Source organism: Clostridium simiarum, from assembly GCF_018919175.1.
GTDB lineage: Bacteria > Bacillota > Clostridia > Clostridiales > Clostridiaceae > Clostridium_L > Clostridium_L simiarum.
On record NZ_JAHLQL010000006.1, the window covers coordinates 90,722 to 103,865 of the forward strand.

Annotated in this window: 9 protein-coding genes and 1 pseudogene; 6 read left to right on the forward strand and 4 right to left on the reverse strand. The window is 28.7% G+C overall.

Annotated elements, in window-relative coordinates:
• Window positions 1-70: 70 nt before the first annotated feature.
• Complete coding sequence (locus KQI89_RS14870; RefSeq protein WP_216457726.1) at window positions 71-682, forward strand: histidine phosphatase family protein; 612 nt, start codon at window positions 71-73, stop codon at window positions 680-682.
• A gap of 161 nt (window positions 683-843) precedes the next feature.
• On the opposite strand, the gene KQI89_RS14875 is transcribed toward KQI89_RS14870, so the two are convergent.
• From KQI89_RS14875 to KQI89_RS14885, 3 genes are all read right to left on the reverse strand, one after another.
• Complete coding sequence (locus KQI89_RS14875; RefSeq protein WP_216457727.1) at window positions 844-1,923, reverse strand: PLL family lectin; 1,080 nt, start codon at window positions 1,921-1,923, stop codon at window positions 844-846.
• Window positions 1,924-2,519: 596 nt separating this feature from the next.
• Entirely contained in the window at window positions 2,520-3,497 is a 978-nt protein-coding gene (locus tag KQI89_RS14880; protein WP_216457728.1) for a hypothetical protein, read from the reverse strand.
• Window positions 3,498-3,604: 107 nt separating this feature from the next.
• Window positions 3,605-4,141: a hypothetical protein gene (locus KQI89_RS14885; protein WP_216457729.1), complete on the reverse strand. Its 537-nt coding sequence runs from the start codon at window positions 4,139-4,141 to the stop codon at window positions 3,605-3,607.
• A 302-nt stretch (window positions 4,142-4,443) separates the two neighbouring features.
• On the opposite strand from KQI89_RS14885, the pseudogene KQI89_RS14890 reads away from it, so the two are divergent.
• The 4 genes and pseudogenes from KQI89_RS14890 to KQI89_RS14905 form a co-directional block, all read left to right on the forward strand.
• A pseudogene (locus KQI89_RS14890) lies at window positions 4,444-4,593 on the forward strand (helix-turn-helix domain-containing protein); the annotation flags it as partial.
• A gap of 1,027 nt (window positions 4,594-5,620) precedes the next feature.
• Window positions 5,621-6,898, forward strand: coding sequence for a radical SAM/SPASM domain-containing protein (locus tag KQI89_RS14895; protein ID WP_216457730.1), 1,278 nt, complete (start codon window positions 5,621-5,623; stop codon window positions 6,896-6,898).
• A gap of 563 nt (window positions 6,899-7,461) precedes the next feature.
• Window positions 7,462-9,285, forward strand: a complete 1,824-nt coding sequence (locus KQI89_RS14900) for an ABC transporter ATP-binding protein (RefSeq protein ID WP_246583134.1) — start codon at window positions 7,462-7,464, stop codon at window positions 9,283-9,285.
• Window positions 9,286-11,082 carry an ABC transporter ATP-binding protein gene (locus KQI89_RS14905; RefSeq protein WP_216457731.1) on the forward strand — a complete coding sequence of 599 codons (1,797 nt, stop codon included), beginning with the start codon at window positions 9,286-9,288 and terminating at the stop codon, window positions 11,080-11,082.
• 355 nt (window positions 11,083-11,437) lie between these two features.
• On the opposite strand, the gene KQI89_RS14910 is transcribed toward KQI89_RS14905, so the two are convergent.
• The gene (locus KQI89_RS14910; protein WP_216457732.1) at window positions 11,438-11,704 is read right to left on the reverse strand and encodes a hypothetical protein; all 267 of its coding nucleotides are present in this window, start codon (window positions 11,702-11,704) and stop codon (window positions 11,438-11,440) included.
• Window positions 11,705-12,290: 586 nt separating this feature from the next.
• On the opposite strand from KQI89_RS14910, the gene KQI89_RS14915 reads away from it, so the two are divergent.
• On the forward strand, window positions 12,291-12,923 hold the full coding sequence (locus KQI89_RS14915; RefSeq protein ID WP_216457733.1) for a HutD/Ves family protein: 633 nt from the start codon (window positions 12,291-12,293) through the stop codon (window positions 12,921-12,923).
• Window positions 12,924-13,144: the final 221 nt, after the last annotated feature.

Here is a 13,144-nt window from a genome sequence, read left to right on the forward strand (position 1 = left end):
TAAATTTATAAAGGAAGAAGTGGTTATAGAATAGAATTATGAGAATCTAAAAAAGAAGGTGAAGATTTTTATGCTTGAAATTTTAGTTGTAAGACATGGACAATCTATTGCCGACTTAGAGTATAGGCACGAAGGAAGAGCTAATTTTCCTTTAACGGATTTAGGTGTTAATCAAGCTAAGGCAGCAGCAACTTGGATAAAAAATAATTTTCAACCAGAAATAATAATAAGTAGTACTTTACAAAGAGCATATAAAACTGCAGAAATCATTGGGGATGCAACTGGAGCTAAGATTATAAAAGAAGAAAATATTATGGAGTGGAATAATGGACTTCTTGCTGGGCTTTTAAGAGATGAAGCTGAAAAGATTTACCCTATGCCAGATGGAGGGAGAAAGCCACATCATGAATTTGCAGAAAGTGAATCTTATATAAACTTTAGAGCAAGAGCAGAAATGTTTTGGTCAAAATTTATTGAGGAGTACTATAGTTATGACGAAGATAAAAGAATATGCATGGTTTCTCATGGTGGGATGATAAATATGCTATTTGCATCTTTTTTAAATCTACCTATTAACAATAATAGTATTTTAGTTACTGGTGATACAGGAATGCATCTTTGGAGAATAAAAGATAATAGGAAGATTATAGTTTTTTCTAATAGTCTAAAGCATTTGAAATAAATAGTTGAAAACTAAATACTTAAAAAGTAATAAGAGCTTTAGATTCTGATAGAAGACTTATAAAGTTGAATATTACGAAGCAAATTAAAGTAGGCTTAACTTATAAAGTTGCTGACAAATATATTTGCCAGCAACTTTATCTATACAGCTATAGGTTTTTTCTAATTTCTCCAGATATGCCACATTGCATTATCGCGTCCTCTAGCAAATACATCAGTTCTATTTGGACCCCAGGATACTGCAGCAGGCTCAGAGGTTATGTTTCCTCTAAGGTTACGCCAGTTACTCCATCTAGATCCATTCCAGGCCATGGTAATTAGTTGATTGTTTGCGCCTCTTGCAAATACTTCAAGTCTGTTATTTCCCCTAGAAGATACTGCAGGACCTGAAGTTATTCTTCCACCAAGGTTTTGCCAATTACTCCAACGGGAACCATTCCACCAGATTTGCCAAAGGTTATTATTTGTACCTCTTGCAAATACATTAATTCTATTGTTGGCAAAGGAAACTGCAGCAGGAGAGGAGGTAAGTCTTCCACCAAGGCTTTCCCAATCACTCCAACGAGAACCATTCCACCATTTATGCCAAAGAGCATTATCGGTGCCACGTACAAAGGTATCAAGTCTATTAGGTGCCCATGAAGAAACAGCTGGTGAGGAGGTTAATTCTCCACCAAGACTTTCCCAGTTGCTCCAACGAGAACCGTCCCACCATATGTGCCACATTGCATTATCTGTACCCCTTGCAAATACATCAATTCTATTATTTCCCCAGGAAACTGCAGCAGGGGATGAAGTAAGTCTTCCACCGAGGCTTTCCCAGTCACTCCAACGAGAGCCATTCCACCATTTATGCCAAAGAGCATTATCAGTGCCGCGTACAAAGGTGTCAAGTCTGTTACGTGCCCATGAAGAAGCAGCAGGACCGGAAGTTAAAATTCCACCAAGGCTTTCCCAATTACTCCAATTGCCCAAATTTGGAGGAGAAACCATTGGGTTTACAACATTAGATCTTTCCCAAGGGGTCTCATAGCTTCTAGCGTTACTTAAGTAAGAATCAGTTTCTTCTTCATCATTAAAACTATTAAAGTCTTCGAACTCCTCAAACTGATTAACAGCATCAAGATCATCATAGTCATTAAACTCATTAAAGTTATCAAAACTTCTTAGGTAGTCATTTCTAAACCAACAATTATTTTGATTTGTGCAGTAAAGGCAATAAAAAAATGGATTATTATACATGAAAATCTCCTTGTAAATTTCTTAAGGTTTCAAACCTATATCCATATATTTTATGGGTAAAAATTAAAAAGTGTTACACTTTAAAATAAGTTGACGTAATTGCTAATCATTAAGTGTTAAAAGACCTGCTAGTACTAGCTTTCATAGATAAATCCTGTTGTTAACTTCATGGCAATACTAAAGGGAATGGTGGCAATAAATGAAAGGAATTGTTTTTTAAAGGTCTTTGAATTTAAATAAATATAAAGTTAAAAGAATTATAACAATTATAAATGTTAACTGATATAATGTGAAATTAGTTATTATATATGGCTGTGGTATTTTAATATTTAATGCGTGTCCAGTGGAAATTATTGAAGAAACTTGAATATCTTTTATAGGTGATAAATTTACTAAAACTCTTCTTAGATTCTCAGATAAATTTATGGGTATATTAACTAATGGGATTATTGAATAGGTATGTATATTAAATAAAACTAAGATTACAAGTCCAATTAAAGCACCCAAATATCCTTTCCAATAAAATAGAAAATAATGAGGTTATAGTAATTAATACAGTCACATATATGCTTTATAAACATTTTTCAACTCTAAACTCATAGCCCAAACTCCTCAATTATTTTTTTACCATCAATATCTCCATTAAAGTTTTTAGTGGATAAAGAAGGAGTACTAATTAGGTTTTGATCTCCTATTAAGTCATATTCTTTTCCATTTATTCTAAAAGTTAGTTTAGGATTAAATACATATATTTTGTTTTCTTTTATTTTATTTTGGGGAATTGTAAATGGAATCAATAGTGTGACTATATCACTATTCTTAAAATTAATCTTTGTGCTTGGAATAGATTTTGTCACTTCTTCTACAGGTTTTGGATATTTAACATGCTGAGTTATTTCATCAATGTTAATATCTGATATATGTTTATTTATAATTTTTATATTATCACCATCTATTCCGAAGTCCTCAATACCTAAATCTATGTTTATAAGTTCAATATTATTTTCATTAGCATTATCAGTAACATTTCCTAAAGTAATTAATATACCAGAAAAATTTGAATAAGTATTATCTGAGCACATTATTAGTTCCTGAGAAGAATTGTATATAATAGATTCTTTTGTATATTCATTATCTATTACTATATTTAGCGAACCAACACTAAATTCTTCAGTAACATTATCCATATATTTAATAACAAGTTTTTTAAAAATAAAAGTATCTAATTCATTGAAAAGCATTTTGGTATGGATATTTCTAATTTCATAATCAACAAAGGAAGTACTATTTATTTGCCAAGTATGAGCAGGAATGATTCTTTCTTTATGATCTATGATGTACATTTCTTTAATATTATTTTCTTGAGCCATTTCACTGAAGGTATTTTCGTCAAGAAAATTAAATGAAAGTTGAAACTCCTTATTAATTGTTCCGTAAACTGTTCCTAAATATTCCATAGGTGCTTGTTTAAAATGAGGAAATTTAACTTTATCTTTATTAGATTTAAATAGTAAAAATAAGGGTGTGGAAATAATTAAAAGTATTAAAACTAAAAAAGGCATTAGTTTTTTCATTGTTAAGATCCTTTCTAAGCATAATAAAAATTCTAATTAGTAAAATAGAGAATAAATTATAATAATTAAAATTTATTCTCTATATTTATTAGGGGTTATTATATTAATTATAGTTTTACTTTATTGCTAAATGACATATATGACCAGTTTCCATTTACATATTTGGAAGATTGTAATTTACCAATACTCCAATAATTTTCTGTACCATTAGTATAGACATACTTACTTCCATATTGGCATTCATATCTGCCGTAAGGGATTGAAAATGTTGTAGTAGTGGACCAAGTTGCACTAGCACCAATTGATACTTCAAAACCTACATTGGCTTGAGCAATCATACCATTAACTGTGGCAGATTGGCTAGAACTAAGAGAAGTGGATACAGTTCTAGATACGGAACGCTGAATATTGTCTGTAGTTCCTGAAACCCAATTGCTAGCTTCATGTCTCCAGTTAACGTTATCAGCAAAGCTTTTTCTACTTGGTACATATTCATATCCTGATAAACCGGGATCATAGAAAAGCATTTCGGTAGAGCAATTCTCCTCTGGGGTATTTGTTTCAGCATGTACAGTAAGTACATTAAGGCTAGAAATAGTTAAGGCTGTTAATGCTAAAGCAAGTAATTTTTTGATTTTTTTCATTTCTTTTATCCCCCCCTAAATATCTATAAGCAAAATTTACTATATAATAAAACAAATGTAAATAAAATAAGTGAATGAAAATTATACTTTATAATGTGTAAAAAGACAATTATTTTGTGAAAAATGGTATGAAACCTATTAATATAAGCTAAAGCAAACTCCACCTAGAACCAAGAATCACTTACTTAACTATAAGTTAAGTTTTCTGTAGCATATTCAACTATTAATCCATTAGTGTCTAGGATAAAGAACTATATACTAAAGCTATAGGATTCTATACTAGATTTATGGAGTGATAATAGATGGAAAAGTTATTAATAGGTGATGTTATTTATAGATTAAGAAAAGAAAAGGGAATTACTCAAGAACAATTAACAAACTTCATTGGGGTATCAGCAGTAGCAGTATCAAAATGGGAAAGTGGAATTTCATATCCAAATATAACTTTGATATATTATGGAGGTTATTTCTGCATGAATCCTGTACGTATAATTAATACACACCACCCTAATAGACTAATTAATAGATTCCAAAAATTGTGAATAAAATGTTAATTTGAATATTCTGACAAATATATTAAAGGGAAAAGAAATGATTTGAAGAATTATACAATTATGCAAATAATTATTTAATAATGCATAAAAAGGAGGTGTTGTATGATGGATTTAAATTTACAAAAAATATTTGAAGAATTAGAAGTAAATTTTTCAGATGTTGAGGTTGCTGGTCATAATTGTGCTTGCAAAGGCGCAGAGGAAGCACAATAATCACTATACTAAAGTCATATTTTGCATAAATCATTTTAGTATAATTAGTACACATAACTCTAATAGACTGATTAATATATTTTAAAAATGCGAATAAAATGTTAATTCAAATATTCAAGCGAATACATTAAAGGAAAAGAATCCTTTTAAAAAAGTTATACAATTATGCAAATAATTATTTAATAATGCATAAAAAGGAGGTGCTGTATGATGGATTTAAATTTACAAAAAATATTTGAAGAATTAGAAGTAAATTTTTCAGATGTTGAGGTTGCTGGTCATAATTGTGCTTGCAAAGGCGCAGAGGAAGCACAATAATCACTATACTAAAGTCATATTTTGCATAAATCATTTTAGTATAATTAGTACACATAACTCTAATAGACTGATTAATATATTTTAAAAATGCGAATAAGATATTAATTCAAATATTCCAGCAAATACACTGAAGGAAAATGAACATTTTGAATTATTAGATAATTATGTAAGTAATTATCTAATAATTCATAAAAAGGAGGTGTTGTAGGATGGATTTAAGTTTACAAAAAATATTTGAAGAATTAGAAGTAAATTTTTCAGATGTTGAGGTTGCTGGTAATAATTGTGCCTGCAAAGGCACAGAGATGCAATAATAACTATATTAAAGTTATATTTTAAAAAATATTATATATATAATAATTATGATATATATAATAATGTGGAGGTTTAGTTTATGAAACAATCTAAATATAATACTTTTTTTGAATTAGATGATTTAGATCAAGATAAGCATGTTTTATATAATACGTTACATAGAAAATATTTAATTTTAAATAATGAAGATAAATACTTGGTCGATAGTTTATTAACTAATTTAGAAAGGGAAACTTTTAATTTGGAGGAAACTGACTATTTAAAAAAACTAGCAACTATAGGTTCAATAATACCTAATGAATATATTGAATTAAATCAATTGAAATTTCTATATAATCAATATAAATTTAATAATAATGTATTTCATATAATTTTAAATCCAACACTTAACTGTAATTTTAGATGCAGTTATTGCTATGAAGAGCATAAAACTGAAAGTTTTAACGAAGAAATAATGAATCGCATAATTAAATTAGTTGAAAGAAAGAGCAGTGAAGAAAATAAAATTCAAGTTGCTTGGTTTGGTGGTGAACCATTGTTAGAATTTGATAAAATAAAGCATCTTACAGATATGTTTAAAAATATATGTAGTAACAATAATTGCTTATATGAAGCTAAAATTATAACTAATGGATATTTACTTAATGATAAAAATATAAAAAAATTAAAGGACTTAAATATTACTAATGCACAAATTACTTTAGATGGTACGAAGGAATATCATGATAAAAAAAGACATCTACAAAATGGTGAAGGAACTTATGAAAAAGTAAAAGAGAGTTGTATAAATATTCTGAAAAATGATATTAAATTAACATTAAGAGTAAATATAGATGAGGAAAATTATGAAGATATTTCAAATTTATTTAATGTAATACCTGATATTTATAAAAAAAATGTAAATTTTCAAGCAAGCAATTTATTTCAACAAAAAGAAAATCTAAACTTTTATTTATTATATAAAAAGATTATAGATAATGGATTTTCTTTTAATGATAGTTCAAATAGATTAATTAAATGTGAAGCAGCAACCCCCAATGCAGTAACAATATATCCTGATGGAAAATTAACTTTTTGCTCACTCGCTGCAGAAGAGGGTAATTTTTTTGGGAACTTAGATTCCGATGGGCGTATTAAAATAACTAACAAAGAATTATATTATAATTTTTATAGTGTGGACCCTTTTGATACTGAAATATGTAATGATTGCATTGAACTACCTATGTGTATGGGAACCTGTGTGTTTACCAGGTTTAAAAATAAAGGTAAGTGTACTAAAACCGCAGGATTATCATTACAAGATAGAATGAAACTTCATGTTTATAATGATAAACATTTTAAACATGTATTAAAGTAAAAACAAAGATTTAAATAACAGAAAAAGCAAATAGATTTAATTTCAAGTAGACTCATAAGATTTGGTTTATAAAAACAAATCTTATTTTACAACAAAAGGAAAAAAATTATTTTTATATACACTAAAGATAATCGGTACAGCAATAAGATTTGCTTCAGTTTTAGCTACATCTCTTATATCTAACTTAGTTATCCACTTATAATTGATAGATCAAATCAAAAATATCATAGTATTTATAGATTTTATTTGAAGTATATTCATATGTGCATTTTCTGTTTTATTTTATGTAAATGAGAGCATGATATTAATTCAAGTATATATTAACTATACTGCCACAATTATCATCTATATTCTATAGACCTGTTCAGAAAACTATGATACCTAATATTGCTTATAAAATATAGTTAGTGATGACACATTAATTCTTTATAAGTCATCGCCAGCTATATTTTTCAATGTTCAGATTAAATAATTGGTATTCTAAAACACCTACTGTGTACATGCTAGGGTTAGCTACTGTCACTTTACTTTTTAAAGTAAACAAAGAATTGAGGGGGATTATTTTGGGAAGAATTAAAGAAAAAGATAAAAGAAGTCTTATGACGAATATTACCTTTTTAGTTAAAAAAGCATGGATCTTTGACAAAGGATTGTTTGTATATTTTGGATTATATACAATTTTAACAGCAGTGTCACCTTTTATAGGTATACTTGCGCCTAAATTTTTGCTAGATGAATTAATGGGTTCAAAAAGAATAGAGGTTTTGCTAATAATTTTATCTACATTCTTTATTTTATCAGTGATTATAAAGTATTCAGTAGCTTATTTAGGTGGAGCATATTATCCTAAAATGGTTAAAATAAGATTTGAATTTATATCTATAATGCAAAAAAAAAGCATGACAATGGATTTTAAACATACTGAAAATCCTAAAACTTTAAATGATCTGGAAAGTGCATGGAGAGCAGTTAATAACAATGATGATGGAATAGAAGGTGTATTTCACAAACTTTTTTCTTTGATAGGAAGCGGTATTGCTTTTATAGGATATGTTGCCATCGTTGCCACACTAAATCCTTTAATACTTATATACCTTATTGCTAATGTTATAATTACATACTTTTTGACGTTGAGAGTTAAAAAATATGAACACAGCAAAAAAGATGAAATATCTGAATCTAACAGGAAATCAGATTACATTTATAATATAATGTATGATTTTTCCTATGGCAAAGACATAAGAATATATGGCTTTAGCCATTGGCTTTCAAAGAAGTTTCAAAAATTTAAGGATGATAGGGTTAAAATAAATACAAAAATAAAATATAAATATTTTACTGTTTCAGTGATTGATGTAGTTCTTCTTTTACTAAGAGAAGGTTTAATTTATGGTTATCTAATTTTTAGAGTAGTAGATAAAGGTATGGGAATTGGAGATTTCACCATGTATTTTGCAACAATAGGAGGCTTTGCAGCCTGGATGAAGAAAATCATGATTGACCTAGCACACATTCGAGCTCAGAACTTGTATATAAATGATTATCGTGATTATTTAGAGCTTGATGATGAAAATATAAGTCAAAATACAAAACCTATTCCAAATAAGACACCTTATGAAATTGAACTTAAAAATATTTCTTTCAAATATCCAAATAGCAAAAATTATATTTATAAGAATTTATCATTAAAAATAAAAGCTGGTCAGCGGCTTGCCATAGTTGGAGTAAATGGGGCAGGTAAAACTACCTTTGTAAAGCTTTTGACAAGACTTTATGACCCTACAGGGGGAGAAATATTATTAAATGGTGTAAATATTGCTGACTTTGATAAAGAGGAATATTATAATAAGTTTTCAATTGTATTTCAGGAGATAAAAATGCTTGCATTTTCAGTGGCTGAAAATATTGCACTGTCAGAGGAGGATAATATTCACCGTGAAAAGGTTATTAAATGTATTGATAAAGTAGGAATGAGTGAGAAAATTAATTCCCTTGAAAAAGGTATTGATACAAGTGTTTTAAAGATACTTGATGAAACTGGAATAGAATTCTCAGGAGGAGAAAATCAAAGACTGGCCCTAGCACGTGCATTGTATAAAGAAGGGGATATTATTGTACTTGATGAACCTACTGCAGCACTTGATCCAATTGCAGAATACAATATTTACAAGGGTTTTGATGAAATGATAGGTGACAAAACTGCAATCTATATTTCTCATAGACTTGCAAGTACACGATTTTGTGATGTTATAGCATTTTTTGAGGATGGAGAAATTAAAGAATACGGAACTCATGATGAACTTTTAAAGAAAAATGGTAGATATGCAAAAATGTTTAATGTACAAGCAAATTATTATAAAGAAGAAGTTTTAGAGGAGGTTTTATAGATGAAAGTTGACGGAATAAAGGGATTTAAAAAGGACTTTGGAGTTATGATGCATTTTTTAAAGTTATCTTCTAAAATATCTAAAAAGTATATTCCTATTTTATTTATGTCATCCATATTTAAAGCGATAACTCCTTTTATTAACATCATTATGCCTAAATTTATTATAGATGAACTTCTTGATAAGAAAAGAATAGAAGTATTTATTATGTTAGTTGCCATAATTGTAATAGCAAATGCTATACTGAATCTTACTAATAGGTGGCTAGATACCTTAGTAGATATAAAAAATATGGAAGTACTAAATGGCTTTGATTTGCTTGTAGGTAAAAATATAATGAATATGGATTTTGAAAAAATTGAAGATCCAGAGGTTTTAAACTTAAAAGATAAGGCTATATTTCCTTTGCGTAATCAACAAGTTTTAGAACGTATGATAAGGTGTATAGTGGATTCCATTTCTGGATTTATTACTATAATAGCACTTTTGGCAGTAATATCCACCTTGAATTTACTTATAGTTTTTATAATTATATTAATAGTTTTACTAAATTCTTTTTTGTACAAGAAATCTCAGGCAGCCCAGTATAAATTTTATGGGAGTTTAATACCTCTTAATAGGAAATTTGCATATTATTCAAAGATAACTTCGGATTTTTCTATGGGTAAAGATGTGAGATTATATAATATGCACCCACTTATTATGGGGAAAATTAAAGATTATAATAAAGAAAGTATTGATGGATTTGAAAAAATATTTAAATTAATGGGTAAATATAATGGATTAAATGAAGTTAATATGCAAATTCAAATGATAGTTGTTTATGCTTATATGACTTATAAAGTGTTAAAGGATAGTATTGGTATAGGTAATTTCACAATGTATATAAGCGCTACTAACAAATTCAGTAATTCCATATCTGATTTTTTTAAAACCTTTATAGAATTTAGACAGATGTGCAGATATTTAGATTTATATCTTGAATTTGAACAGATAGAGTCTTGTAGAAGTATAGGGGGAAAAAAGATTGAGAATATTGATTCTTGCATAATTGAATTTAAAAATGTATCCTTTAAATACCCTAGAAGTGCAAACTATACATTGAAGAATGTATCTATTACCATAAGTAATGGTGAAAAGCTGTCTGTTGTAGGTCTAAACGGTGCGGGTAAAACTACATTTATAAAGCTTTTAACAAGACTATATGAGCCTACAGAGGGTGAAATACTCCTTAATGGAGTAAATATAAAGGAATATCTCTATGAGGATTATATGAAGCTTTTATCAGTAGTTTTTCAGGATTACAAGCTTATGGCATTTTCTATTAAGGAAAATATCGCTCTAGACCAGCATGAAACTGCTAAAGATGAGGAAATACTTCAGGTTCTTGAAAAATGCGGATTGGGAAAAGCTGTTTCAAAGCTAGACAAAGGAATATATACCTCTATATATAAATCCTTTGATAAGGATGGTATTGAGTTCTCAGGAGGGCAATCGCAAAAACTTGCAATGGCTAGGGCAATATATAAAAATGCTCCTATAGTAGTACTTGATGAACCTACTGCGGCATTAGATCCAATCTCAGAATTTGAAATTTATAGCAGTTTTAATAAACTAATTGGTGATAAAACTACCATATATATTTCTCATAGACTATCAAGCTGTAAATTCTGCCATAGAATAGCTGTGTTTGATAAGGGTGAGATTGTTCAGTGTGGAACTCATAATGAATTAATTAAAAAAACAGGAAGTCAATATGAGGTTATGTATAGTGCACAGGCACAATATTATATATAAGTGAAATTATGGTGAAAAGCTTATAAGATGGGTTACTAATGACGTTAACCAATAAAGTTAAGGTTTTGAAATATTAAATGGATGTAATGAATCTCATTCTTACCTCATAAAGTATACGGCAACCATTGGTGTACAGATTGTACATATATGCACTCATCTAATGGTAAAATGATGTACAAACATGATAGAAGTATTATGGCAAGTAAGTCATCTACAAATATAACAGTCGATTTAGCTATAGAAACACTTACAGAAGCAATGCAAACTCATAAATCTACTGTTGGATTAATTGTAGAATAGAAATAACCCCGATTAACTCGGGGCTATTTCTTTATATATAAAGGAAGGAATAGTCTTATAACCTTGTTGGAGTTTCTAGGAAGTAACCACAATTAGTGCATTGATATACATAGATAGTTACCTTTCCTAAATTAACGTCGTTAGCAACATAGGAGTACTTATAAACGTATTTATGACCAGTACATAACCTATTTACTTCACTCATGCAGGTATGCTTATCTTTTGATGCATTAGGAAGTGTACTAGCAAATGTTATAGTAGAAGTAGAAGCAACTAAAGCACACACCAAAACAGAAAATAAAAGTTTTTTAAATTTTTTCATTTGAAAACCTCCTAAATTTTTACTTCTACATCAGTTTACCATATTTTGTAATTTAATGCAACTAGGTTTTTATACTTTATAGAGAAATATATATGAGATATAGTTAATATATTCTATTTCACAGGATAATGAAAAAGAAAATGGAGTTTAAGATGGTTTTTTATAGGTATGTAAGAAGTTATTAATTAAGGTAGATCTTAAAAATTAGAGTAAGATACCTCTAATCATTGCATTAGATATTAATATAAAAAAACAGTGGAAAGTATAGATATGTGTAGGATTAAAAGGTAAAGCTATAGATACTTGTTGATACAAAAATTAAACATGGATATAATTAATATAAGATGAATCTAAATAATAAGTCAATGTACGGGGCATTTTTGGCTTGTTATTTATTTTACTATAAGTAATCTGTAAAGTGGGCATTAATAAGTGAATAAAATATACTTTAAGGAAGAAATAATAGAGAAATAGATGTGTTATCATGAAAGAGGAAAAATTAATAAAAATAACAAAAGAATAGAAATAAATATTTAGTTGGATATTAATATTCATGAAATAAGGAATCAAGTGGGGGTTAATTTATATGTCTTATAGTATTGAAATAGTTAGGAAAGATAATCAGAAAATAAGTAAGTGGTCTGGGGGTACTACTAGGGAGCTTTTTATATATCCAAAGGATGCAATATATAGTGAAGGTAATTTTAAATGGAGATTAAGCTCAGCGGTGGTGGATGTTGAAGAATCAGTATTTACATCTTTGCCAAGGGTAGAGAGAATTATTATGGTTATTCAGGGAGAATTATTACTCAAGCATGAAGGACATCATACAGTTAACTTGAAGCAATATGAACAGGATAGCTTTAGTGGACATTGGATAACTAGAAGCTTTGGCAAGGTTAGAGATTTTAATTTAATGATGGAAAAGGGCAATTGTGGGAAACTAGAAGTTATCTTTATTAATGAAAATGAAAATATAGACATTGTATGGGAAAAGCATCTAGATAACTCCCAAATAGTTTCTTCAAAGGCTGTAGCATTTTATATGGTAAAGGGAAAGGTTGAAGTGAATTTTCTAAATGGCAAAAAGGAGATTCTATATGAAGAGGATTTATTATTGATTTATGGAGACTTGGGAGATGATTTGACCTTGACGAAGATTAAAAATTCTAGTGAAAAAGCAGAAATAATTAAGGCAGAAGTGTATTATTTGGAATGATTTTAAAGGTAATCGCAGGTTTCTAAACTCTATGAAGAGCTAACACAAAAGCATGAAAAAAATTTAGATAGATATGTTTATCCGATGATTACCCGCTCTTAATACTACCATTTTCTTTAAAGTGGGAATAAAGAGGGGCTACGTCCTTGGATAAAGATTTTTAAGCTTTATAGGGAGTAAAAATTCCCTATAAATACAAGAATTCTGTTTGTAGAGGGAAA

What these genes read in the sequence shown, in the direction of transcription:
- KQI89_RS14885 (WP_216457729.1), bottom strand. Translation starts at nt 4,141, where the DNA reads ATGAAAAAAATCAAAAAATTACTTGCTTTAGCATTAACAGCCTTAACT.
- KQI89_RS14905 (WP_216457731.1), top strand. Translation starts at nt 9,286, where the DNA reads ATGAAAGTTGACGGAATAAAGGGATTTAAAAAGGACTTTGGAGTTATG.
- KQI89_RS14880 (WP_216457728.1), bottom strand. Translation starts at nt 3,497, where the DNA reads ATGAAAAAACTAATGCCTTTTTTAGTTTTAATACTTTTAATTATTTCC.
- KQI89_RS14870 (WP_216457726.1), top strand. Translation starts at nt 71, where the DNA reads ATGCTTGAAATTTTAGTTGTAAGACATGGACAATCTATTGCCGACTTA.
- KQI89_RS14910 (WP_216457732.1), bottom strand. Translation starts at nt 11,704, where the DNA reads ATGAAAAAATTTAAAAAACTTTTATTTTCTGTTTTGGTGTGTGCTTTA.
- KQI89_RS14915 (WP_216457733.1), top strand. Translation starts at nt 12,291, where the DNA reads ATGTCTTATAGTATTGAAATAGTTAGGAAAGATAATCAGAAAATAAGT.
- KQI89_RS14895 (WP_216457730.1), top strand. Translation starts at nt 5,621, where the DNA reads ATGAAACAATCTAAATATAATACTTTTTTTGAATTAGATGATTTAGAT.
- KQI89_RS14875 (WP_216457727.1), bottom strand. Translation starts at nt 1,923, where the DNA reads ATGTATAATAATCCATTTTTTTATTGCCTTTACTGCACAAATCAAAAT.